The sequence below is a fragment of the Pseudomonas sp. OV546 genome (assembly GCF_900116845.1).
GTDB lineage: Bacteria > Pseudomonadota > Gammaproteobacteria > Pseudomonadales > Pseudomonadaceae > Aquipseudomonas > Aquipseudomonas petroselini.
This window is the reverse complement of record NZ_FPCE01000011.1, coordinates 183029-206823: the sequence shown is the minus strand read 5'-3', so window position 1 is coordinate 206823 and position 23795 is coordinate 183029. Positions and strand designations below refer to the sequence as shown.

Below are 23795 nucleotides of genomic sequence, written 5' to 3'. Positions count from 1 at the left end.
GCCATCGACGCTCAAACCAATGCGAACATCGCGGGCGAAACTGATGAGGCAGAATGGGTCGCAGCAAGCCCAGATCACAGCAGTGCCGACGAAAGCCACTGCGATAATGCCTGCACTGGCATGAGCATAGTATCAAAGTGCCCTATTCGCGCGCGGCCATGGCGGGTTTCGGCCCACTGAGCGTCCCACAAGGTAACACCGACGACGACACTTGGGTGGGGGCGCGCGGTGAAAGCCAAAGAAGAGGTTTCTTTGGGCGAAAAAATAGCCCTCGGGGTTAGCAAGGCCACTCAAACGAGTGTCGTCACGTGAGCCTACGATTTCAGGTTTTTAACGCTGGCAAACGTCAACTCCCCCCGTGCCTGCTCCAAGGTGTTCATCGGGATGGACACCGGAACGACCTGAAGGATCGGTTTCAGCACGCTGGCTCGCTCATTGGACGTCACCAGGCGCTCATCACTGGGCGGCACGCCAAAGTACTCCCGATAGCATTTGGAGAAGTGCGGCGTGGACACAAACCCACAGAGCAAGGCCAGTTCCACGATCGAGATGGGCGTTTGCTTGAGCAATTGGCGCGCGCGAATCAGCCGCAATCGAAGGTAGTACCGCGAGGGTGAACAGTGCAGATACTTCTGGAACATTCGCTCAAGCTGTCGGCGCGACAAGGCCACATACTCCGCCAGTTGATCCAGGTTGATCGGCTCTTCCAGGTTGGCCTCCATCAGCGTGACGACTTCCTGCAACTTCGGTTGCTGGGTGCCCAGCATATGCTTGAGGGGCACGCGCTGGTGGTCTTGCTCATTGCGCATGCGCTCGTACACAAACATGTCCGAAATCGCCGCCGACAGCTCGTGACCATGATCATGACCAATCAGATGCAGCATCATATCCATCGGCGCGGTGCCCCCCGAGCTGGTGAGGCGATCCCTGTCGAGGGTGAACACGCTGGCACTGAGGGTCACCCGTGGGAAGGCTTCCTGCATGGCCGCCAACCACTCCCAATGCACACTGCATTCAAATCCGTCGAGCAACCCCGCGCGAGCCAACACCCAACTGCCGGTACAAATACCGCCCAGGCGCTTCGAATAACGCGCCTGGGTGCGCAGCCACTTCACGAGCTCGCCGGTCACCGTGTTCTGAATGCTCGTACCGCCGCACACCAACACGATATCGGCAGCGGGCGCACTGCCTGCCGAACAGTCAGGTGTGATGGGCATGCCATCGCTGGCCCATACGGGATTACCGTCGACACTTGCGGTGTGCCAACGATAAAGCTCCTGACCCGACAGCTGGTTCGCCATGCGTAGCGGCTCGACCGCAGACGCCAAGGAGATCAGGGTGAACTGGTCCAGCAGCAAGAAAACCAGACGGGTAACAGGCCGGGTGTTCATGGGCGCGAAGCGACGGGCATCGGCTTCTGCGCGCTGTCGGGGTGCCGCGCCGTGATGACGCCGACCAGGGAAATCAACAACGCCAACCCGATAGTCGAAGACACCTCAAAGCGATGCTCAGGCGTCAACAGCATCACCGCCAATGCGGTGCAAATGAAGGCGATGACCAACCAGGTCAACCAGGGAAACAGCCACATTTTGAACGTCAGCGTGACGTTGCGGCGTTGCAGGACTTTGCGCATGCGCAGTTGTGAAACCGCGATCACCAAGTACACCAGCAAGGCGATGGCACCCGAGCTGGCCAGTAGAAACTGGAACAGCCCCGCTGGCATGAAGTAACTGAGCAAGGTCACGCCAGCCCCCAAGACCGTACTGGCGATGACTGCGGCCCTCGGCACGCTCGCTGCCGATGTCTTTTTCATCAGCGTGGGCGCATCGCCCCGCTTGCCCAGGGAGTACAACATGCGCGAAGCAATGTAGATGGACGAGTTCATGCAACTGGCGACGGCGATCAGCACCACCACGTCCACCAGTAGCTTGGCATGGGGAATGTTCATCAACTCCAGTGCGCGCTGATAAGAACCGACCGACGCCAACAGCGGGTCATTCCAAGGCACAACGGAAATAACCACAAAGATAGACAGCACGTAAAACACCCCGATGCGCCACATCACCGAACGCGTGGCCCGGGCGATATTCTGCGCAGGGTTATTGGACTCTGCGGCCGCAATGGTGACGGCTTCCGTGCCGATAAAGCTGAACATGATGGTAATGAATGCCCCGACCACCGCAGACAAGCCATTCGGTGCGAACCCGCCGTGCTCTTCCATCAGTCGACTCAAGCCGCTGGCCTCCCGTTCCGGGATCCAGCCCATCAATACCGCGCCCCCCAGACCGATGAAACCAATAATCGCCACCACCTTGGCCATGGCAAACCAGAACTCGAACTCGCCGTACTTGGAGACGCTGAACAAATTGGTGACCACCAACAAAAAGATCGACAACAAGGCAAACAGCCAAGCGTCGATCTGCGGGAACCACTGGTTCAGGATATGCCCGGCGGCCAGCGCTTCGATGGGAATCACCAGCACCCAGAACCACCAGTACAGCCAGCCGATCGTAAACCCGGCCCAGCGCCCGATGGCTTGGTCGGCGTAGGTTGAGAAAGAGCCGGTGTCCGGGTTGGCCACCGCCATCTCCCCCAACATACGCATGACCAGCACCACCAACAGTCCGGAAAACAGATACGCCAGCATCACGGCCGGCCCCGCCGCCGCAATGGCATGCCCGGAGCCGACAAACAATCCCGCACCGATAATGCCTGCGATGGAGAGCATGGTGACATGACGCGGCTTGAAGCCCTGCGCCAGTTGGCCGTTTGAATCCTTGGAACTCAGGCTATTCATCGTTGTTTTTATTCTCTGTGATCGACGCCAGGACGCACTGACTGAAGGGTCAGGTGATCATCTTTTTTTAATGACGGGTCACAGTACGCGGCATTCCCGCCGCGAAAATAGCCTCATAGCGGCACACAAGCGCCTGATATCGACATGGGCCAAAGCGGCTCATCCGCCTTGCAGAGCCCCGCTCGCCCCCCCAATCCTCAAGCTGCGGGAAGCCCCTGCGCACGAGAATCCAACATGAATGGGCCGGGCTCAGCAGGCTTTGGATGCCTGGCCCAAGCGGTAATGCGGTGAAGCCGAACCGGCCCGCCACGCCATCGGCGGTGATGACCGTCACGGCAACGCCGAGAAGATCAGGATCGTAGGCCCGATGGAGGTAAGCGTCTGGCAAACATACCTTGAGATGCTCAGCGCTTGTCGGTCAGGGGAAATCCATCTCGTAAATGCCTCGGGCAGCGCGGATAGGTAAGGCGCTTTTGATTGTTCTTACGTCACTTAACTCCCATGCCAACCAGCCTTCTTCAAAACGGCTTGAACAGGCGGCTTGCATGTCCGCGATACGAATGGACGAACAGCTTTCACACGAACAATCGCCACCGCTTCACGTGTTCACCAACTGAAGCCAGCTCAACCGGACGAACCTGGACGCTGATCAAGTTTTTTCATCAGCCTCTGGAACGCCGCCAGCACCTGCGCAGGCCTTTCCAACATCAATTGATGACCACACCGCTCCAACACCTCAAAGCTACCCGTTGGCAGCTGTCGGGCGAGCGCTTCACCCCCACTGGAGGGCGTCAGCCCGTCGCTGTCTCCCGCTAACACATAAGTCGGCAACGTCAGTCGGGCCAGGGCATCGGCGTCGGGCCATTGGGCGTTTTGCAGTAGAGACTTGAACACATACAGACGATTACGACGAGTCAGGTTTTCCTCGTAGGCCACCAGCCGGGCATCGGCTGCGAGGTGCCACGCACGCTGACGAAAGCCCTTGGCCAGCAACGGCCGCAGCAGCTCCAACACCCAGGCAGGCAGCGCCATCAGACCACCGCGGCTCAACGGGCGATGCAGTTGCGTGCCTAGCAGCAGGGCGCCATCTATGGTCACCTGCGGCAACCTGTGTGGGAGCTCCAGCAAGGCACTCAACCCCAGTCCGGTACCAAAGGAATGTGCGACCAGGATATTCCGCCGTGCAGCGTAGCGGCTCAGTATTTCCAGCTGATCTGCCACCAGTTCCGACCAGGCATAGGCCTGCGGCTGGCGCGGCTTTTCGCTATCGCCGTGCCCCAACAGGTCCCACGCCACCAGGCTGTATCCCTGATCGGCCAACGACTGCCATAACTCGCGCCATTGATCCTTGTGGCCACCACCACCATGCCCGAAGAACAAGACTGTATCTGCCTGATGCGTGCCTGGTTGATAAGCGATGCTCAGGTACCGTCCTGGACGGATTTCTACCCGCTCGCCCCGCACCAGAGGTAAATCAGAAAATGCGTGTGAATCAGCCATGAGTGGGACAAGCCTCTTTGGATTCAAGGTTTTGAGGAGTGACTGTCGAAGGGGGGACGGTTCTGGAAAAACCACGCAATAAGGTCTGGGTATAAGCGTGTTGCGGATGGACCAGTAGCGTTGCCGCTTCCCCCTGCTCCACCACATGCCCGCCCTGCATCACGGCAATGCGATCACACAGTCTGGCGGCCACTCGCAAATCGTGGGTGATGAACACAATGCTCAGCTTGAGCCGACGTTGCAGGTCTTCAAGCAACTCGAGAATCTGTACCTGGATCAGCGCATCCAGAGCGGAAACGCATTCGTCCGCGATGAGTATTTTCGGCTCTACAGCCAAGGCACGGGCGATACCGATACGCTGGCGCTGACCACCGGAAAACTGATGAGCATAGCGTTCGAACGCGGCTGCGGGCAGCCCAACCAACTCCAGTATTGCCCGCGCGCGTCGCTCAGCCTCGGCCTTTGAGTGTCCCTGTACCAGCGGGCCGGTCATGACGATACGACCGACGGTCTGGCGCGGATTGAGCGAGGCAAACGGGTCCTGGAAAATCATCTGCACGTCGCTGCGCAATGCTCGCAAACGCCCTTCGGACAGCTCCGTTACATCCTGACCCAGCCATTGAATTTGACCACTGTCAGCACGTAGCAGCCGAACAAGGCAACGGCCCAGAGTGGATTTCCCCGAGCCTGACTCCCCAACAATGCCCAGGGTTTCACCCTCGCGCAGGGTCAACTGAACCTGCGCCAGGGCCTGGGTGGCACGCTTGCGCCACCAACCGCTGTTGCTGCGAAACACTTTATTGAGTTGCTCGGCCTTGAGCACCACACTCCCGTCCACCGTCGTGCGCGGGGCCCGAGGTTGCGCCGAGACCGCTGCCAACAGTTGCTGGGTATAAAGCGCCTGAGGCTTGCGCAATACTTGATGGGCGCTGCCCTGCTCCACCAGCTGGCCTTTTTCCAGCACCAGCACGCGGTCGGCAATGGCCTCGACCACGGCGAAATCATGGGTGATGAACAACAGCGACATGCCCTTGTCCTGTTGAATCTTGCGTAACAGATCGATGATCTGCGCCTGGGTGGTCACGTCCAGCGCCGAGGTGGGTTCGTCGGCGATCAGTAACGAGGGATCGAACGCCAACGCCATGGCGATGACCACGCGCTGACGCTGGCCACCGGAGAGCTCAAAGGGATAGACCAGGCGTAGGCGTTCCGGCTCGGGCAGGCCGACATAACCCAGCAACTCCACAACCCGTCGGCGACGCTCCTGGGCCGATTTCACCCCGTGGGCGCGCAGGGTTTCATCGATCTGCTCACCCACGCGCAGCAGCGGGTTCAGCGCGCTCATGGGCTCCTGGAACACCATGCTTATATCTCGCCCGCGCAGCTGGCGCATCGCGGTTTCACTGAGCTTCGCCAGGTCTTCATCACGAAACACCAGGCGCCCGCTTTCCACACTCAGCGGCGTCGGTAACTGGCGCAACAATGCCTTGGCCAACATCGACTTGCCCGAACCGGACTCGCCCACTACACATAGGCATTCGCCGCTGCGCAATTGCAGCGACAGGTCATACAGCGCGTGACTGCGGTCGGCATCGGCCGGCAAGGCGATACGCAGGTTTTCCACACTGAGCAACGTCATAGCGACCTCCCCGGTTCAAAGGCCACGCGCAGGCCTTCGCCCACCTGGTTCACCGCCAGCACGCACAGCACAATCGCCAACCCCGGCAAGAAACTCATCCACCAGGCATCCCGCAGCAGCCCACGGGACGCGTTGATCATGTAACCCCAGCTCATGGCCTCAGGGTCGCTCAGGCCGAGAAACGCTAACGCGGCTTCGGTGAGAACTGCAGTGGCCATCACAAAGGTCATGGTCACCAACAACGGCGCCAAGGCATTGGGCAGGATTTGTTGGCTGATGATGCCTAATGGCGATTGCCCCAGCACCCGCGCCGCCTGCACAAACTCACGTTGTCGCAGGGTAAGGAATTCGCTGCGCACCAGCCGCGCGACGCCCGGCCACGCCACCAGCGAAATCGCCAGCACGATGGAACCCAGGGACGGCTCCAGCACCGCCACCAGGATCACCGCTAACACTAACTGCGGAATGATCTGAAAGAACTCGGCGATTCGCATCAGCACGCCGTCGAGCCAGCCACCGAAATAACCGGCGACAGCGCCGACGAGCAGCCCCACCAGCAAGGTCGCCAGACTGGTCAACATCCCCACGGCCAAGGACACACGGGCGCCGTAGAGCAAGCCGCTGCCGAGGTCGCGGCCGAGCATATCGCTGCCCAGCCAGTGCGCCGAATCGCGGAACGGCGGGAGCATCGGCTGGGTGTTCATTTCCCAGGGCGAGCTACTGGTGAGCCACGGTGCGGCAGTCGCTAGTGCTGCTAACACCAGCAAAAACACCGCGCCAGCCAGCGCCGACGGCTGGTGAATAAAGCGTGTGAGCACCGCCATCAGCCCTGCCCTCCGGCGCCTATACGTGGGTCGAGCAAACGGCAAATCACATCGGTCAACACATTGAAGCCCACCACCAAAATCGAGATCACCAGAAAGCCGCCCATCAACACACCGTAGTCACGCTGGGCCAATGAGTCATACATCAAGCGGCCAATGCCAGGCCAGGAGTACACCACCTCCACCAGTAACGCACCGCTGGCCAGTTGGCCGAGTTGCAAACCAGCGAAAGTCACCACCGGCAGCAGTGCATTGCGCAACACATGTACATACAGAATCCGCCGTGGATACAGGCCTTTGGCGTGGGCAGTGCGTACGTATTCCTGACCAAGAGCATCGAGCACGGCGGCTCGGGTGAGGTGGATATACAGAGCCAGAAACAGCACGCTCAGGGATAGGCACGGCAACAACAGATGCCGCAGGCGATCCAGCAGCGAGAAGTCCCGGCCCACGGTCTCCATACCGAACGCCGGCAACCAATCCAGACTGACGGAGAACAGCAAAATCATCAGCATCGCCAGCCAGAACGGCGGCATCGCGTACAGCAACAAAGCACCATGGGAGATCACGCCGTCCAGCCAATGCCGCTTCTGCCGTGCCCGCGCCGCCAGCACACCTAAGGTCACGCCGAGCACGGAAGAAACTACAAAGGCCGAGCCCATCAATGCCAGCGTCGCCGGCAACCGCTCGGCGATCAGCGACCACACCGAGGTCTGGTTTCGGTAGGAATAACCCAGGTCCAGGTGGGCGATATTGCCCAGGTATATCAGCAACTGCTGGAGCAACGGTTTATCCAGGCCCATGGTCTGGCGCAGTTGCTCGATAAACTGCACATCGTCCACTCCTGCCTCTCCGGCCAACAGCAATGCAGGATCGCCCGGCGCCAGTCGAATCAGCAGGAAACTCAGCACCAGCACCGCCACCACCATCAGCAACGCCTTGACGAGCCGCCCGCTGAAATACAACACGCCGTTCATGGCGTCAGGGCCTCGAGGTACACGCTCTCGTAGTCCTCATTAAGGCTGGTAGCGGTCTGCAGCAGGTTTTTCACCTGTTTGTGAAACAGCGTCGGGTAACGCATTTCGAAGATCGGTGCGATGGGCAGGTCGGTGTTCAGCAGGTTCTCCAGCTGGCTGTAGAGCTGTTTGCGCTCCGGGCCTTCCGGGGTATCGGCGACTTTCGCCCACAAGGCATCGGCCTCTGCGCTGTTGTAGCCGCTGACGTTGGCGAACGGAGAAGTTTTGAGTATGTAGTCGGAGCGGAACAGGTAGGCGCTGGTCAGGTAGGGATCGCCGATCTGGAAGATAAAATTGTAGGTCAGGTCGAAGTCCCAGTCGCTTACGCGCTGGAACCAGGTCGCCGCGTCGGATGTGACCACCTGCACCTTGAAACCCAGGGGTTGCAAGGACTGCTTGGTGTATTCGGCCAGGCGCTCCCAGGCCCCCCCCTTCTCGCCATTGAGCAGGCGAATGCGCACCGCGCCGACATCCACGCCGGATTCGGCAATCAGCGCTTTGGCCTTTTTCACGTCATAGGCGTACTGCGGCAACTGGGGATCGTGGTAAGGCGAGCTGGACACAAACGGCCCCTGGGCGACCTTGCCCGAGCCGAAGAAGATGTTATCGACGATGAACTGTCGGTTCAGCGCATACAGGATCGCCTGGCGCACCTTGGGGTTGTTCAACGGTGGCTTGCGCGTGTTGATTTGCAGGAAGGCCAGACCCGCGTACAACTCCCAGCCCTTTTCCGACGACTGCACATCGGGCAAGGCGGTCAGGCGCTTAAGGTCGGAGTAATCCGCATCGCCGCTGCGCAGCACTTGCACGTCGTTACGCTCGAACGCGGCGGCACGCGAAGAGGCATCAGGAATGACGTGGAAGATGATGCTGTCGAGGTGCGGCAGGCCCTTTTTCCAGTAGTTGGGGTTTTTAGCCAGCTTGATATAGGCGCCTCGTTTCCACTCGACGAACACAAACGGCCCGGTACCCACCGGTTTTAGGTTGTAGGGGTTGTTACGAAAGTCGGTGTTCTCGTAAAGGTGCTTCGGCACCACCGGGCGCAAGCCGCTGCCCAAGGCCGAAAGCAACGGTGCGAAAGGTTTCTTCAGGTGAAAGACCACCTGCAGCGGACCTTTGGCGGTGATGCTCTCGACGTACTCGGTGATGATACCGCCAAGACGCTTGTCCACCTCGGGGTAGAAGGTCTGGAAGCTGAACACCACGTCATCGGCGGTGAACGCTGGACCGTCGTGCCAGTGCACGCCGTCCTGCAAGTCGAAAGTATAGGTGAGGCCATCAGGGGAGATAGTCCAGGCTTTGGCCAATACCGGTTTGGGCGCAAGGTGTGTGTCGAAAGTGAGCAGGCCCTGGAGCACCTTGCCGCTCACGTATTGGGTCGACACATGGCTGACTACGCCGTGCATCAGCGAGGGCGGCTCCGGCTGGGCCACCAGGTTGAGCACCCCGCCCTCCTGGGGTTGCGCGTGAGCCTGGCCGGCCAACAACGTGGTGCACAGTGCCACGGACGTGAGGGCAAGCCGGAAAGAGAATGAGCGCATGGAGTCTCCTCGAATTGAACAATATAACGAGGGTTTTGCAAGCGTTGTGCCATGGGCGGTTGGGCGGGTATTGCTGGGGTGGGCGGTGATCGCGCTGATGAAAAAACCACAGAGCTGCGCCTGAGTGTGCAAAAAGCAGCAGCAAAGCATTTCAAATGTGGGAGGGGGCTTGCCCCCGATACCGGTCGGTCATCAATGAATGAGCCAACTGACCCGCCGCTATCGGGGGCAAGCCCCCTCCCACAGGGGTTCAGCGCTGGTCGATGGCACAAGGTTTGCCCCTGTAACCGTCATCTGAATAAACGAGCCTCGCCACTATGTCACTGGATTACCTGGGCAACCCCATCGACACCACCGACCCCACCACCCTCCAAGGGCTGGACGACTTCATAGGCGGCTTCCTCGGCTACCTGCCCCGTGCCGAACGCATCCTTGCCACCGCCGATGCCGATCCCGACTCCGCGCTGGCCAATGCGTTTGCCGGCTTGCTGCTGATGTTCATCGAGTCGCCCGAGGGCCCGGCACTCGCGGAAAAATATCGCCAACGTGCGGCGCACGCCGCTCACCCGCGCGCCCTGCTGTACCTTGGCGTGCTGCAAGCCTGGATCAAGGACGACCTCGATCAAGTCATGCATTTGAGCGAAAACCTGCTCGACCGCTACCCCCGCGACCTGTTTGCCGCCAAGCTCAACCAGTACCTGGAATTCAACCGCGGCAACTGGCCCGCCCTGTTGCGCATCGGCCTAAAGGCCACCGCTGGCGCACCCGATATTGCCCACAGCCACGGCCTGCTGGCCTTCGCCTACGAGCAATGCCACCTGCTCGAAGAAGCCGAAGCCAGCGCGCTGCAAGCCTTGCGCCTGCAACCCTCGGAGCCTTGGGCTCAGCACGCCCTGGCCCATGTGATGCTGACCCAGGGACGTATCGAGGAAGGCACGGCGTTCCTGGAAAGCGTGACCCATCACTGGGACGGTTTGAACTCGTTCATGTACACCCACAACTGGTGGCACCTGGCGTTGTTCTACCTGGCGCGGGGTGAGGATCAGCGCGTGCTGGAGATTTACGACCAACACGTGTGGGGCATCCTCCCGGAATACTCCCAGGACCAGGTCGGCGCCGTGTCCTTGCTCGCCCGATTGGAACTGGCCGGCATCAACGTGGGAGAGCGCTGGCAGGCGCTGGCACCCTACCTGCAACGTCGGGTCTGCGATACGGTACAGCCGTTCCTGAGCGTGCAGTACCTGTATGGCCTGGCCCGGGCGGGCAAGCCGGAGGCGGATAGGTTGCTGGCGGCGCTGCGGCAGTACAGCTTCGACGCACGGCCGGTATGGGGCGAAGTGACCCTGCCGTTGGCGAAGGGCTTATTGGCCCATGCACGCGGGGACTGGCAACAGTCGCTGGCGCAACTGACGATCGCCCTTCCCCGGCTGAATGAGATTGGTGGCAGCCACGCACAGCGCGATCTGTTTGCGCTGGTGGAGCTGGATGCACGCGTGAAGGCCGGGGATTGGTTGGGGGCGCAGCAGACACTGGAATTGCGGCGCCGGTATGACGGGTGGGATGTGCCGACGAATCGGAGTTTGGTGCGGGTGTATGAGGCGTTGAAGTTGCCGGAGCTGGCGGCAAAGGCACTGACGCGCCTATCACGTTTCACCTAAGCAGCAGGAGCCGGCTTGTCGGCGTTAGCGGTCTGTCAGTTAACACAGGTGCAAGCTGAGCCGCCGCCATCGCCGGCGAACCGGCTCCTACAGTGGAGAGTGGTTAGCCCCTGGCACTGAACACCCCTCTGGCGATCGCCCGCGCCACACAATCCGCAGCCGCCGAGCCAATACAACCAATCTCTACCTGCCGCCGTGGGCCATCGCTCAACTCAACCGCCGCCGACGCCAAGGCAAATACAGTGTCCCCATCAAACGGCAAATGCGCCGGACGCACCGCACGGGCAATCCCGTCCTGAGCCATGATCGCCACGCGCTTGCACTCAGCCACAGTGAGCCGAGCGGTACTGGCGACCACCACCAGCGTCGTGTTGGCCCCGGCTTGCAGGCGGCCCATCGAATCCAGGCGTGACAACTCCGGCATCGGGTCGCTGCAGTCCATCTCGGCTTCAGGACGCTGTCCACCGAACTCCCCCGCCACTTCCCAGGGCCACGCCCAGAAGGTCTGGCCGTCGGGCATGTACACCGAGCCTATTGGGTTGGCGACCACCAATGCAGCGACGATCAAGCCATTTCCCAGATTCAGGGAAGCGGTACCCAGCCCACCTTTCAGCACCCCGGCCATGGCGCCACGACCCGCACCCACCGAGCCCAACTCAAAGTCCTCACCTGCATTGGCTAGCGCCTCGAAGCCCAAGCGTCGGTAAGGCGGTTCCAACCCCCAGTCTTTGTCGCCGCCGTTGGCCAGGTCATGCAACACCGCTGCGGGCACGATGGGAATAGCTGGAGCGCCGGGTTTGAGGTGCAGGCCCACTTGGTCGTGGGACAGTTTCGCCGCCACAGCATCCGCCGCACCCAGGCCGAAGACCGAGCCGCCGGCAAATACCAGGGCATGGAGCTGGCCGACCATGTTTTCCGGCTCAAGCGCAGCAGTTTCACGCCCGCCAGGGCCACCGCCGCGAATGTCGATGCTGGCAGTCCAGAACCCATTGGGGCGAATCACTGTGACGCCGGTGTCGACGTGCAGGTCCGTGGCGTGGCCGACCGTGAGGCCTGGGATATCGGTGAGGGCATTGCGCGGGCCGGGTCTAGGCATACAGAAATAGCTTCCTTGGGTTCAGGGTGTCGCGTGGGGAGAGCAAGTCGTGTGCCAAGCACAACCACCCAAGCCTTACGGCTCACTACCCGGTTGCCGATGAAAGCCCCTGCACAAAAACCAACACCCTGCCCTTCGGCCTGTTAAAAAAACACCAACACCTCCGTTTATCACCTAATAAGTCTATGTTTTTAAACACTTTTAACAGATGGCATAGCCCTTGCTCTCCAGCCTTCCCACCAGAGCTTGAACTCAACAAGCCGTCCTCTATCAAGGCCCAACACCTTAAACCACTGGAGTATTTCCCATCATGAATGCATCACGCGCCACAGGTCGCCGACCCAGTAAGGCCTTCGCCCACACGTTGTTGTTTATTGCCCTGTACGAAGCCGCCAGCTACAGCAGCCTGACTCTCGCCGCCGACGCGCCGGCCAGCGATAACCCCTTGGACACCGTTGTGGTGATCGGCAACCGTGGCCAGGCGCGCACCCTGGCCGAGAGCCCATCACCCGTGGACGTGATCTCCTCCAAGCAACTGCTGGCCACCGGGCAAGGCGACCTCACCCGCGCCCTGAGCAAGGTACTGCCATCCCTCAATCAGCCAGCATCGTCAGGCTTCGGCTCAACGTCGGTGGTGCGCCCGATCAGCCTGCGTGGCCTCAATGGCGACCAGGTGCTGGTACTGGTCAACGGCAAGCGCCGCCACAACAGCGCGCTGCTCAATAACGGCACCTACCTCAACTCCGGCTCGCAACCGGTGGACTTGGACATGATCCCCACCGCTCTGGTGGATCATGTCGAAGTGCTCCGTGACGGCGCCTCGGCCCAGTATGGTTCGGATGCGATTGGTGGCGTGGTCAACATCGTGCTCAAGCAGACCGACCACGGCGGCAGCCTGTCCACAAGCTACGGCCAGAACTATGAAAACGGCGATGGCGAAACCGCGCGCCAAACCGGCAATGTTGGCCTGGCGCTGCCCAACGACGGCTTTATCAACCTCGCCCTGGACGTGAAGAAACAGAAGATCTCCGACCGCTCCGACAACGCGCCATATACCGACTCGGCCGGCAACACCAGCCTGCAACACACCTACTACGGCACCGGCCTGCCCGAGGCACGCAACTTCAGTTTCGGCTACAACGCCGAGCTGCCGGTGGACGATGCCCTCACGCTCTACTCATTCTCCACCTACACCCGCCGCAACTCGGAAAAACCGCTGGCTTTCCACCAGCCCGCCAGCTTCGATGGCATCCGCACCCCCTTCCCCGAAGGCATCGAAGACACCCTGCGTTTTATCGAAAATGACTTCCAGGTAGCGTTTGGCGGCAAGGGCGAACTCGCCGGCTGGGACTATGACCTGTCCAGCACCTATGGCCAGGACCATGCCGAAGCGACCCTGCGTCACACCTACAACCTGAGCTACGGCCCGGACTCGCCGACCTCGGTGGACACCGGCGTCAAGACCTTCAGCCAATGGACCAACAACCTCGATCTGACCCGCGCATTTGACCTCGGCCTGCACAAACCCACGCAGATTTCCTGGGGCCTGGAGCAACGCTACGAGAACTACAAGATCGGCAAGGGTGACTTCGCCTCCTACGCCAGCGGCCCTTTCACCACCGGAGCCAGCGGTGGCCTGATCGCACCGGGCACCATCTCCGGTGCCGGTACCACCCCGCAGGATGCTGCGCAAAAAGGCCGCACCAGCCTCGCCGGGTATGGTGAGATCGGCCAGGACTTCACCGATAAATGGCACGTCGACTTGGCCGGTCGCTACGAGCACTACAACGATGGCTCGGGCACCACGACTAACGGCAAGTTCTCCACCCGCTACCAACTCACACCGATCCTGGCAGTACGCGGCACCTTCAGCACCGGTTTCCGTGCGCCTTCACTGGCCCAGCAGATTTACAGCTCCACCTCGCAAACCAGCGTCAACGGCCAGCTGTTCGACTACCGTAACGTTGCAGTCAACTCCGACGTGGCCAAGGCGCTCGGTGCCGAGACTCTCAAACCTGAGAAGTCCACCAACTTCAGCCTGGGCCTGACTCTGCAACCGACGGACGCCACCAGCATCACCCTTGATGCCTACCAGATTAAAATCAAGGACCGCATCGCGCAAACCGGCTACCTGGGCGGCACACCGCAAATCAGCGCAATCCTCGCAGCAGCGGGTCTCAACCCGAACCAGGCGGTGACCTATTTCACTAACGCCCTCGATACCACTACCCGTGGCGTCGACCTCGTCGGAGACTACCGCCAGAGCATCGGTGCCTACGGCAACCTGCGTTACACCTTGGGCTTCAACTGGAACACCACGCAGATCGACGACATCCACGCCTCCAGCGTGGCCCAACAAGCCCTCGGCCCAACCGGCGGTTATGACCGTCAGCGCCAGGGCAACCTCAAGTACGGCCTGCCGCAATCCAAATTGCTGCTGGGCACCACCTGGACCTACGAAAAACTCGAACTGGGCCTGAACCTGACCCGCTACGGCGAATACACCCAGTACGGCACCGCCGAAGCCTTCGACCGCACCTTCTCGCCGGCGTGGATCACTGACCTGAACATCGACTACCACCTGACCCCGGCAATCACCCTGAATGCCGGTGCCAACAACCTGTTCAACCAGTACCCGGAGCGCACAAAGCTGGCCAGCAGCTCCGGCGCGTTCCCCTACGGCAACTTCTCGCCGTACGGCACCACCGGCGGCTATTGGTACACCGGCGTGACCTACAACTTCTGATCCCGCTCCACGGGCCGGTTCGCCGGCCCCTTGCCTGACTCAAATGGGAGCCTGTCCATGACCCGCCGTACCGATCAACTCAAACTGGGGGCCTTCCTCGCCAACAGCGGCCATCACGTCGCCGCCTGGCGCCACCCACTGGCCCAGGCCGATGCGAGCCTGGATTTCGAGCACTTCAAGCACATCGCCCAAACCGCCGAACGCGGCAAGTTCGACGCCCTGTTCATCGCCGACGTGGTTGCGCTGTGGGGGCATCATCACGACGCGCTCAGCCGTACCGCCCGTGCCGAGCACTTCGAACCGCTGACCTTGATGTCGGCCTTGGCGGCCGTCACACACAAGATCGGCCTGATCGCCACCGCGACCACCACCTACAACGAGCCGTACCATATCGCGCGCAAGTTCGCCTCCCTGGACCACCTGTCCAAAGGCCGCGCCGCCTGGAACCTGGTGACCTCGGTCGTCTCCGATGAAGCCTGGAATTTCGGCCGCGAACACCATGTGGACCACGGCGACCGCTACCAGCGCGCCGAAGAGTTCCACGACGTGGTCAAGGGCCTGTGGGACAGCTGGGACGACGACGCCTTCACCCGCGACAAGGCCAGCGGCGAGTATTTCGACCCGACCAAACTGCACACCCTCAACCACCGCGGCGAGCATTTCTCCGTGCGCGGCCCACTGAATGTGGCGCGCCCGCCCCAGGGCCACCCGGTGCTGGTGCAGGCCGGTGCATCGGAGCCGGGCAAACAGCTCGCCGCCCGTGTGGCCGAGCTGATTTTTGCCCACGCCCATCATCAGCAAGACGCCCAGGCGTTCTACCAGGACATCAAGGCCCGTGCCGCCGCCCTGGGTCGTAACCCGGACCACGTCAAGATCCTGCCCGGCGTCACGCCATTTATCGCCGACACCCGCGAACAGGCCCAGGCGTTGTTCAAGGAATTCCAGGCCCTGATCGACCCAGTGCTGGGCCTGCGCCTGCTAGCCGATACCCTCGGCGATGACATCGACCTGTCCGGCCATGACCTTGACGGCCCGTTGCCGGATACACCGGTGGGCCAACGTGGCAGCCGTCGCGACAAGGTGCTGGAACTGGCGCGCACGGAAAACCTCAGCATCCGCCAACTGTACCTGCGCCTGGCGGGCGGCAACCCGGTGATAGGCACCGCCGAGGACGTGGCCGATCACTTCGAGACATGGTTCCAGGCACGCGCCTGCGATGGCTTCAATGTGTTCTTCCCCTACTTCCCTGGCGCCATCGACGTGTTCGTCGATCAGGTGATTCCGTTGCTGCAGGCGCGTGGGCTGTTTCGCCAGGAATACGAGGGCACCACCCTGCGCGAAAACCTCGGCCTGCCGCGCCCGGACAACCGCTTTACGGGAGAGAGGGCATGAAACGCAGCACCTGGATGCTCGCCTTCGCCTGCTTGATCGCCCCCAAAGCCTTCGCCTTGAACATCTTGCTGAGCAATGACGACGGCTATCAGCATCCGAACATTCGCGCACTCTACACCGTGCTGAAAGCCCAGGGCCATAACGTGAAAATCGCCGCGCCCCAGAGTGATCAGAGCGCGCGAGGCGGTTCGTTCTTCTTCGGTCGCGAAGTGAGTGTCGGGCGCGATACCGACCCCGCTTACCCCGACAGCTACTACATCAGCACCTCCGATAAAGGCGTGTGCCAGAGTCCCGAATGCGCCGGCAAAGAGGTCCAGATCGAAATCAGCGGCACGCCGGTGATGGCCCTGCTGATGGGCCTGGACAAGGTGCTGCCCCACCCCGACCTGGTGATCGTCGGCCCCAACCCCGGCAATAATCTTGGGGCGATCAATATGGCTTCCGGCACCTTCAATGCGGCCAGCGTGGCGTTGCAATCGGGTATTCCGGCATTGGCGGTGAGCACCGACCTGAAGGAGCAAGACCCACAGCGCGCCGCCCAATTGGTGGCAAAACTGGTCGACACCCTCGACCGGCATCGCCAACCCGACGGAGCCCTGCTACCGCCGGGACTGGGCTTGAATATGAACCTGCCCAAGGGCACGCAGATCAAGGGCGTGAAACTCACCCGTGTGGGCAGTTACGTGGGCTTCGAAGCGCGCTACACCGATGACCTCAAGCAATTCAACCTGCCGGGCAAACCGGGCATCGGCTTCCAATACAGCCCCGCCGCGACTGCCGCGCAGCAAAACGATGAGGCGGTGTGGCTGAACAAGGGCTACCTGACCATCAGCCCGTTCAGTGGCCTGCCGGAATCCATCAACGCCGGACCCGCGTTGCAAAAGCAATTGGCCCGTGAGGTGAAGCCATGAGTGGCGGTTTTTCCCTGGGCTTTTTGAGCCGGGTCTACAGCCCGCAATTTGATCCGAGGGTATATCGCGACACCCTGGAACTGTTCAGAGTCGCTGAAGAACTGGGTTTCGACAGCGGCTGGGTGGCGCAGCACCACTTCGCCAGTGAACACGGGCGCCTGCCCGCGCCGCTGGTGTTATTGGCCGCCATTGCCCAGCGCACGCGACATATCAGCCTGGGCACCGGGATTGTCGTACTGCCCCAGGAAGTGCCGCTGCGCCTGGCCGAAGATGCGGCCGTGCTGGATGTGCTGAGCAATGGCCGGCTGGAACTGGGCCTTGGCGCGGGTTTCGATCCCGAGACATTCCTGGCGTTTGGCCGCGAACATGAGGCGCGCCATCGTGACTACGAACAGCACCTGCAACAACTGCGCAACGCCCTGGGCAATATGCCGCTGACCGACAGCGGCTCACGCCTGTTGCCACGCGCCAACGGCTTGAGACATCGCCTATGGGAAGCCACTTCGCGGGTAGAACAGGTCGCCGAGCGTGGCCACGGCCTGATCATGGCACCCAATCCGCATTTGCCTGCCCAAGCCGGTGTTGAACTGGTGAACCGCTACCGCAACGCCTGGACCGGCGACAACGGCACGCCCGCCCGCGTCGCACGGGTGCAGGCGTTGCTCGCCGCACCGGACGACGCCACACGCCGCGATATCCAGGCCTATGTGCAACGCCAGCAAAACATCGGCGTACTCAAGGGCATGCCGGACGCTGACTTCGACACCACCCTAAAGCGCCTCGGTGTGTTGCACGGCCCGGTGGAGCAGATCATCGAGCAATTGCAGCAAGGCCCGCCATTGACAGCCCACGACCAACTGATCCTGCAAGTCCAAACCACCAGCACGCCGTTGCGCGAGGCGATCCGTGCGCTGGAGATCATCCGCCAACACATCGCACCAGCACTGGGCTGGCAGCCCACAGGAGCCCCCTCATGACGTTCAAATTGGGTTTCCTCAGCCACGCTTTTGGTGATGACCCCCAGCAGGTCTACCGCGACCTGATCGAACAATTCGAAGTGGCTGAAGCACTCGGCTTCGACGGTGGCTGGATTGCCCAGCACCACTTGAGCAATGGCTTTGGTCGTCTTCCTTCACCCTTGGTGCTACTGGCGGCCGTTGCCGAACGCACGCGGCATATCGAACTGGGCACCGGGGTGATTGTGTTGCCATTCGAAGACCCGATCCGCCTGGCCGAAGACGCCAGTGTGCTGGACGTTCTGAGCAGCGGGCGCGTGCAATTGGGCCTGGGCAGTGGTGGCGCCAACCTTGATAACTTCAGCGCTTTTGATCGCGACCCAAGCAGGCGCCAGGCGGATTTTGCCGAGCGCCAGCAACGTTTGCAGCGCCTACTGGAAGGTAAACCGCTGACCGGCGAATTAACGTTGCAACCGCCTGCAATCGGTCTGGGCGAACGCCTTTGGCATTCCCACGGCAGCACTGACGGCGCGGTCTATACCGCCCGACAAGGCAATGGACTGCTGCTGGGCACCGCTACCCATGATCCGCTCACCGTGCAAAAGCCTTTGGCGGACGCCTACCTCCAAGCCTGGTCGCGCACTGACCGCGCACCGCGTATCGGCGTGGTTCGTGCCATTTTCCCTGCCATCGACCGCGCCAGCGCCCAGGCCGAACTGTCGGTGGATATCGAGCGGCATATCCCGCGCCTGCAACGTGAGGGCCTGATCGACGAAGCCTTGGATTTGCAGGAACACCTGCGCTTGATGAACGTGCACTACGGCCATCCCGATGAAGTGATCGAAAGCTTGCAACAGGACCCGTCGCTGCTGCCTTATGCTGACTACATGATTGCTGTGGTTCAGGCCGAAAGCTCGACCCAGGCACAAATTCTCAAACGTTTGGAAATCCTGGCCCAGGACATCGCCCCGGCCTTGGGTTGGAAAAAACGATGAATAATGGAGCTTATGCATGCCCCTGGAATTCAGCTGGTTGATGCCCTTGTGTACCCCAGACTGGGCGGCGCGGCCGGGACAATGGGTTCAATTGGCCCAGGCTGTGGAATACGCCGGGCTCGATGGCCTTTGGATTCCCGGCGGCGTGTTATGTGCCGACAGCCTGGGCGTGGCGGCAGCCTTGTGTGCGCATACACGCAGCGTGCAGTTGTCGGTGAGTGTGCCGCCGGAAGTGATGCTGCCAGCCGCGCTGGCCACTACCCTGCAAAGCCTGCAGTCGATCAGCGGCCACCGTGTGCGGCTACATTTACCCAATAGCGAACACAGTGCCTTTGGGGAGTGGCTCAACCGCGACCAACGCAGCGAACGCATTGGCGAATATCTGGAACTGTTGCAACGACTGCTGGCTTCCAACACCGGCGGGTTCGACTATCAGGGCCGTTATTTCCAACTGGAGAACGCCGGCTTCACCCGCCGCGAAATACCCGCCCCATCGTTGCTACTGGACGACACCCAGAGCCATGCGCTGGTGGCGGCACATGCCCAGACCTGCCTGTTAGCGCCTGGCCATCCACAACGACTGGCCCAGGAGATACAGCACTGGCGACAGGTCCAACCTACGCTCGACTTTGCCTGCACGTTTGGGTTGATCCTCGGCGACAGCGAAGACCTCGCCTGGGAGACCGCCGCCGCTTTATTATCGGCTCCTCAATTGCCCGAAGAACCCCTGGCCACCCTGCCCCGTGCACGCCACCCGCTGCGCCAGTGGGAAGTGCATCCCAACCTGCTGCAAAGGGAAGCCGGCCAACCGCTGATCCTGGTGGGCACCCCGCAACAAGTCGCTACACGCCTGCAAGAACTGCACGGAATTGGCTTGAATCACCTGATCCTGGAGGGCGGGCCGTCAGTCAGCGAAGTGCTGCGCTTTGGCGAACAGGTTTTACCGTTGCTTTTCCAACAGGGTTTGCGCAAGGAGCGCCTGCACCATGACTGATGATGTACGCCCACCGATCCAACTGGACTGGTTTTTACCCACCAATGGCGATGGCCGTCACCTCACCAGCAGCGGCTTGCCAAAGGTCGGATTGTTCCAGCAAGGCGAGCGTGCACCGACGCTGAACTACCTGCGCCAGATCGTACGCGCCACCGAGCAGGCCGGCTTCGACGGCATCATGGTGCCCACCGCTGCCGGGTTTGAAGACCCATGGCTGATCACTGCGGTGCTGGCCCAGGAAGTGCGCCGCCTGAAATTCCTCCTGACGCTGCGACCGGGCACCGAGCTTCCAGCCTATACCGCCCACCGCGCGGCGACGTTGCAACTGCTCAGCGAGAATCGTCTGGCGTTGCATGTGGTGACCGGCTCCAGCCGTTTTGAACAGCGCTCCCTCGGGGATTTTCTCGAACACGATGAACGTTACGCACGCACCGCAGAATTTCTGCAGGTGTTCCAGTCCGTGTGGGCAGCCCAACCGCCCGCGCATCAGGGACGTTACTACCGCAGTGGCATTCAAACGCCGATTGCGCCAGGCGCACACGTACCGCCAATTTACTTTGGCGGCGCCTCCGAAGCCGCCGAGCGTGTCGGTGCGGCCCATGGGCAAACATATCTGATGTGGTGCGAACCGCCGGTCATGATCGCCGAACGCATCCAACGCATGCGTGACCTGGCTGCCGCCCAAGGCCGTACTCTGCGCTTCGGTCTACGTCTGCACGTGTTCGCCGCTGTCACTGACGACGCGGCGTGGGCCCACGTGGAACGGCTGCTGGAAGAAATCCCAACGGATACCATTGACCATGCACAACGGCAGATGGCGGCATATGAGTCGGTGGGCCAAAGCAGGCAGACGCAGTTGATGCAGGGCCGTGGGCGCGGCGCTCGGGAACTTGAGGTGTCAGCCAATCTTTGGGCCGGGGTAGGCTTGGTACGCGGCGGCGCAGGAACAGCATTGGTCGGCAGTTATGCGCAGGTGGCAGAGCGAATCGAGGAGTACCACCAGTTGGGGGTGGACAGTTTTATTCTGTCGGGTTTTCCCCATTTGGAGGAAGCGATTCACCTGGGCGCGCAGTTGCTGCCTCAGCTACGCCGTATAGGTAACCCACCCAGCCAGGCCAAACAAGGTTGAACGCAGATCAGGGTTTTGCTCGACCTTTGAGCATGCCGTGATTGACCAGTAAGGTGCGCATGGCGTTGCGGGTAATACCCAGCAGTTGCGCGGTGCGTAACTGGTTGAAATCGCAGTAGGCAAAAGCCTCGCGAACCATCAGCTCCTCAATATCGTGCAAGAGCGAATCACCTGGAACGTCGAACAATCGCAAAAACTGTTCGCGAAGCACTTCCTGAGGAAGCTTTTGCACCCCGTTGGAACTTGCGTCTTGCAATGCACTAAGGCCTGCCGAGAACTTCAAGTGCTCGGGGCGGACCGGTCTGTCGCCGGCCACCAGTAAAGCCAAGTGAACAACGTTCTCGAGCTCTCGGATATTCCCCGGCCAGGGATAATCGAGCAGCGCCTGAGTAGCCGACTCCGAAAGCATAGGCTCATTGATTTTAAGGCGGGCGCTGTAGAGTTTCCTGAAGTGTTCCACCAACGGCAGAATGTCCAAGGGGCGTGCCCTTAACGGCAGAACTTCCACTTGGGCGACGTTTATTCGATAGAACAGATCGAGCCGAAAATTGCCAGCTTCAATGGCCTGTTCCAAATTGACGTTGGTAGCCGTCACCAATCGGATGTTGATCTTGATCGGTTTGCGCGAGCCGACCCGAACCACTTCCTGTTCCTGTAGGACACGCAGCAATTTAACTTGCAAAGGCAGCGGCAGATCACCAATCTCATCGAGAAACAGTGTCCCTCCATCTGCCTCCTCGAACCAGCCGGCTCGCCGACCGACAGCTCCGGAAAACGAACCGGCCTCATGGCCAAAAAACTCGCTTTCAGCCAGGGTCTCACTGATCGCACCGCAATTGACCGCAATAAAAGCGCCAGTGCGGCCACTGCTCGAATGGATGTAGCGCGCCACCAACTCCTTACCGGTGCCCGTCTCTCCATTGATCAACACTGGCGCGTCACTGGGCGCCACCCGCTGCAGATACTCCAGCAACTGCCGAGACCGGGGGTCGGCAAATACCAGCGCTTTCGCTCGGATTGAAAGAGGATCTTTATCGCCCTGAGGCAATGTCAAAATCGGGCTGGGGTGTCCGCGCGGGATGTTCATAGACAATTTCCAATGGCGGCCATGAAAGAATTAACAGTACTTTACTGCTCGCGCCATATAACAAGAAATATTAAAAAAACATGAGGATATAACCTTGCACCATAGCGACTGAGGCGTCAGGTACAACCAATCGCCTACTTGCATGAACGATCAAAAACAACCATTGCTTTAGTTGCGGATAGATCAGTTAAATTCTCGCTGACGCTCCCAATTCACCAATCTTTTCCAGTCGTGCCCGGACAATGTTGCGACTGATATTGAGCAGGCGCCCAGTTTGCAATTGGTTGCCATGGCAGTACCGGTAAGCAGCACGAAAGATCGTCTCTTCAATATGCTCGTAAAGGTCAGGAATATTCTGTTCGAATAACGCATTGAGGGCCGTTTCCAAGTCCACGGGGCCGCTGAGGGCAGCTGGCGTATGGGTAGCCTCTTCCTGGCGAATACCCGAGGATCGCATGTCCACCAGATGAAGATCCGGCGGCTGCACCAACTGGTTGCGGCACACCAGCAAGGCGTGGTGAATGGCATTTTCAAGCTCGCGGATATTGCCCGGCCAGCTATGTTCCAACAGCTTTCGCTCAGCATCGATGCTCAACGTGGCGCGGTTGTACCCCAGTCGCTGGCAGTGCTCTTCGAGAAAAAATTCCGCCAGGGGCAGGATATCGCCCGGCCGCTCGCGCAGAGGCGGCAGTCGAATGGTGGCGACGTGCAGACGGTAGAACAAGTCTTCGCGGAAGTTACCTGCAACGACGGCATCGGCAAGGTTAACGTTAGTGGCGGCCACCAGCCGCACATTGATCGGGATCGGTGTCCGCGAGCCCAGGCGCACCACTTCGCGCTCCTGCAAAACGCGCAGCAACTTCACCTGCATGTTCAACGGCAGATCACCTATCTCATCGAGAAACAGCGTGCCGCCGTCGGCGGCTTCAAACCAACCGGCCTTCTGGGTGGTAGCGCCGGTGAACGCGCCTTTCTCGTGGCCGAACAATTCGCTTTCCACGAGGGTCTCGGCAAACGCGCCGCAGTTCACCGCCACGAAAGGTTCACGTCCGCGACGGCTCAGATGATGGATATGCCGTGCGACCAATTCCTTGCCGGTCCCGGTCTCGCCAATGATCAAGGTATTGGCTTCGCTGGGTGCCAGACGTTCAATACGTGACAGTAACTCCTGGGAGCGCGGGTCCTTGAAGACCAGCACGGTGGCACGCACCGACTTGGTCAATTCGCGAGGATTGGGATGGGTGATCAGCGACATGGTGCGTTCCTGGCAGTAAAAGCGCGTGCTCAATAGTGCATGAAGTTTTCTAGACCATTTAATTATAAATTAATATTTATATATTCCATTATCACATATACCAACAACATGACCTCCCACTGCTGCTGGAGCAGCAACGGGCCAGCACCCACGTGTTCGTCCACCAGCAGCAGATCGGACAGGCCATTGCTACCTCAAACGCGGCAGCCCACGCAGCACGCGGTCTAGAGCGACTTTTCCAGCTGCTGGCATGCAATCT

Annotated in this window: 18 protein-coding genes; 8 read left to right on the top strand and 10 right to left on the bottom strand. The window is 60.6% G+C overall.

The annotated features are described in order from the left end of the window. Positions 1–314: 314 nt before the first annotated feature. From BM403_RS23495 to BM403_RS23465, 7 genes are all read right to left on the bottom strand, one after another. Positions 315–1391: a choline metabolism transcriptional regulator GbdR gene (locus tag BM403_RS23495; RefSeq protein ID WP_093545192.1), complete on the bottom strand. Its 1077-nt coding sequence runs from the start codon at positions 1389–1391 to the stop codon at positions 315–317. Beyond that, entirely contained in the window at positions 1388–2797 is a 1410-nt protein-coding gene (gene gabP / locus BM403_RS23490; RefSeq protein ID WP_093545189.1) for a GABA permease, read from the bottom strand. Before gabP ends, BM403_RS23495 begins: the two co-directional genes overlap by 4 nt. 624 nt (positions 2798–3421) lie before the next feature. Further along, a complete protein-coding gene (locus BM403_RS23485) occupies positions 3422–4297 on the bottom strand; it encodes an alpha/beta fold hydrolase (protein ID WP_093545186.1) in 876 nt (291 codons plus the stop codon). Continuing rightward, complete coding sequence (locus BM403_RS23480) at positions 4290–5936, bottom strand: dipeptide ABC transporter ATP-binding protein (protein WP_093545183.1); 1647 nt, start codon at positions 5934–5936, stop codon at positions 4290–4292. Before BM403_RS23480 ends, BM403_RS23485 begins: the two co-directional genes overlap by 8 nt. After that, positions 5933–6760, bottom strand: a complete 828-nt coding sequence (locus tag BM403_RS23475; protein ID WP_093545180.1) for an ABC transporter permease — start codon at positions 6758–6760, stop codon at positions 5933–5935. Before BM403_RS23475 ends, BM403_RS23480 begins: the two co-directional genes overlap by 4 nt. Then, the gene (locus BM403_RS23470) at positions 6760–7737 is read right to left on the bottom strand and encodes an ABC transporter permease (RefSeq protein WP_093545177.1); all 978 of its coding nucleotides are present in this window, start codon (positions 7735–7737) and stop codon (positions 6760–6762) included. The genes BM403_RS23475 and BM403_RS23470 overlap by 1 nt, the downstream gene beginning before the upstream one ends. Continuing rightward, on the bottom strand, positions 7734–9317 hold the full coding sequence (locus BM403_RS23465; RefSeq protein WP_093545174.1) for an ABC transporter substrate-binding protein: 1584 nt from the start codon (positions 9315–9317) through the stop codon (positions 7734–7736). The genes BM403_RS23470 and BM403_RS23465 overlap by 4 nt, the downstream gene beginning before the upstream one ends. 317 nt (positions 9318–9634) lie before the next feature. On the opposite strand from BM403_RS23465, the gene BM403_RS23460 reads away from it, so the two are divergent. Next, positions 9635–10975 carry a tetratricopeptide repeat protein gene (locus BM403_RS23460; protein WP_093545171.1) on the top strand — a complete coding sequence of 447 codons (1341 nt, stop codon included), beginning with the start codon at positions 9635–9637 and terminating at the stop codon, positions 10973–10975. A 103-nt stretch (positions 10976–11078) separates the two neighbouring features. On the opposite strand, the gene BM403_RS23455 is transcribed toward BM403_RS23460, so the two are convergent. Continuing rightward, entirely contained in the window at positions 11079–12071 is a 993-nt protein-coding gene (locus tag BM403_RS23455; RefSeq protein ID WP_093545168.1) for a P1 family peptidase, read from the bottom strand. Between the two features lie 310 nt (positions 12072–12381). Here BM403_RS23455 and BM403_RS23450 point away from each other — a divergent pair, with 310 nt between their 5' ends. The 7 genes from BM403_RS23450 to BM403_RS23420 are packed head-to-tail and all read left to right on the top strand — an operon-like array spanning position 12382 to position 21194. Continuing rightward, positions 12382–14817: a TonB-dependent receptor plug domain-containing protein gene (locus tag BM403_RS23450; protein WP_093545165.1), complete on the top strand. Its 2436-nt coding sequence runs from the start codon at positions 12382–12384 to the stop codon at positions 14815–14817. 57 nt (positions 14818–14874) lie between these two features. Beyond that, entirely contained in the window at positions 14875–16209 is a 1335-nt protein-coding gene (locus tag BM403_RS23445; protein WP_093545162.1) for an LLM class flavin-dependent oxidoreductase, read from the top strand. Beyond that, complete coding sequence (locus tag BM403_RS23440; protein ID WP_093545159.1) at positions 16206–17120, top strand: 5'/3'-nucleotidase SurE; 915 nt, start codon at positions 16206–16208, stop codon at positions 17118–17120. Before BM403_RS23445 ends, BM403_RS23440 begins: the two co-directional genes overlap by 4 nt. Beyond that, on the top strand, positions 17117–18097 hold the full coding sequence (locus BM403_RS23435; protein WP_093545155.1) for an LLM class flavin-dependent oxidoreductase: 981 nt from the start codon (positions 17117–17119) through the stop codon (positions 18095–18097). Before BM403_RS23440 ends, BM403_RS23435 begins: the two co-directional genes overlap by 4 nt. Then, entirely contained in the window at positions 18094–19071 is a 978-nt protein-coding gene (locus BM403_RS23430; protein WP_093545153.1) for an LLM class flavin-dependent oxidoreductase, read from the top strand. Before BM403_RS23435 ends, BM403_RS23430 begins: the two co-directional genes overlap by 4 nt. A 16-nt stretch (positions 19072–19087) precedes the next feature. After that, positions 19088–20065 carry an LLM class flavin-dependent oxidoreductase gene (locus tag BM403_RS23425; protein ID WP_093545150.1) on the top strand — a complete coding sequence of 326 codons (978 nt, stop codon included), beginning with the start codon at positions 19088–19090 and terminating at the stop codon, positions 20063–20065. After that, a complete protein-coding gene (locus tag BM403_RS23420) occupies positions 20058–21194 on the top strand; it encodes an LLM class flavin-dependent oxidoreductase (RefSeq protein WP_093545147.1) in 1137 nt (378 codons plus the stop codon). The genes BM403_RS23425 and BM403_RS23420 overlap by 8 nt, the downstream gene beginning before the upstream one ends. Before the next feature lie 7 nt (positions 21195–21201). Here BM403_RS23420 and BM403_RS23415 read toward each other — a convergent pair whose 3' ends face one another. Further along, positions 21202–22281, bottom strand: coding sequence for a sigma-54 interaction domain-containing protein (locus BM403_RS23415; RefSeq protein ID WP_043205148.1), 1080 nt, complete (start codon positions 22279–22281; stop codon positions 21202–21204). Between the two features lie 187 nt (positions 22282–22468). Further along, entirely contained in the window at positions 22469–23536 is a 1068-nt protein-coding gene (locus tag BM403_RS23410; protein WP_093545144.1) for a sigma-54 interaction domain-containing protein, read from the bottom strand. Positions 23537–23795: the final 259 nt, after the last annotated feature.

Coding starts and splice junctions, on each gene's coding strand:
- BM403_RS23495 (WP_093545192.1), bottom strand. CDS start 1,391: ATGAACACCCGGCCTGTTACCCGTCTGGTTTTCTTGCTGCTGGACCAG.
- gabP (WP_093545189.1), bottom strand. CDS start 2,797: ATGAATAGCCTGAGTTCCAAGGATTCAAACGGCCAACTGGCGCAGGGC.
- BM403_RS23485 (WP_093545186.1), bottom strand. CDS start 4,297: ATGGCTGATTCACACGCATTTTCTGATTTACCTCTGGTGCGGGGCGAG.
- BM403_RS23480 (WP_093545183.1), bottom strand. CDS start 5,936: ATGACGTTGCTCAGTGTGGAAAACCTGCGTATCGCCTTGCCGGCCGAT.
- BM403_RS23475 (WP_093545180.1), bottom strand. CDS start 6,760: ATGGCGGTGCTCACACGCTTTATTCACCAGCCGTCGGCGCTGGCTGGC.
- BM403_RS23470 (WP_093545177.1), bottom strand. CDS start 7,737: ATGAACGGCGTGTTGTATTTCAGCGGGCGGCTCGTCAAGGCGTTGCTG.
- BM403_RS23465 (WP_093545174.1), bottom strand. CDS start 9,317: ATGCGCTCATTCTCTTTCCGGCTTGCCCTCACGTCCGTGGCACTGTGC.
- BM403_RS23460 (WP_093545171.1), top strand. CDS start 9,635: ATGTCACTGGATTACCTGGGCAACCCCATCGACACCACCGACCCCACC.
- BM403_RS23455 (WP_093545168.1), bottom strand. CDS start 12,071: ATGCCTAGACCCGGCCCGCGCAATGCCCTCACCGATATCCCAGGCCTC.
- BM403_RS23450 (WP_093545165.1), top strand. CDS start 12,382: ATGAATGCATCACGCGCCACAGGTCGCCGACCCAGTAAGGCCTTCGCC.
- BM403_RS23445 (WP_093545162.1), top strand. CDS start 14,875: ATGACCCGCCGTACCGATCAACTCAAACTGGGGGCCTTCCTCGCCAAC.
- BM403_RS23440 (WP_093545159.1), top strand. CDS start 16,206: ATGAAACGCAGCACCTGGATGCTCGCCTTCGCCTGCTTGATCGCCCCC.
- BM403_RS23435 (WP_093545155.1), top strand. CDS start 17,117: ATGAGTGGCGGTTTTTCCCTGGGCTTTTTGAGCCGGGTCTACAGCCCG.
- BM403_RS23430 (WP_093545153.1), top strand. CDS start 18,094: ATGACGTTCAAATTGGGTTTCCTCAGCCACGCTTTTGGTGATGACCCC.
- BM403_RS23425 (WP_093545150.1), top strand. CDS start 19,088: ATGCCCCTGGAATTCAGCTGGTTGATGCCCTTGTGTACCCCAGACTGG.
- BM403_RS23420 (WP_093545147.1), top strand. CDS start 20,058: ATGACTGATGATGTACGCCCACCGATCCAACTGGACTGGTTTTTACCC.
- BM403_RS23415 (WP_043205148.1), bottom strand. CDS start 22,281: ATGAACATCCCGCGCGGACACCCCAGCCCGATTTTGACATTGCCTCAG.
- BM403_RS23410 (WP_093545144.1), bottom strand. CDS start 23,536: ATGTCGCTGATCACCCATCCCAATCCTCGCGAATTGACCAAGTCGGTG.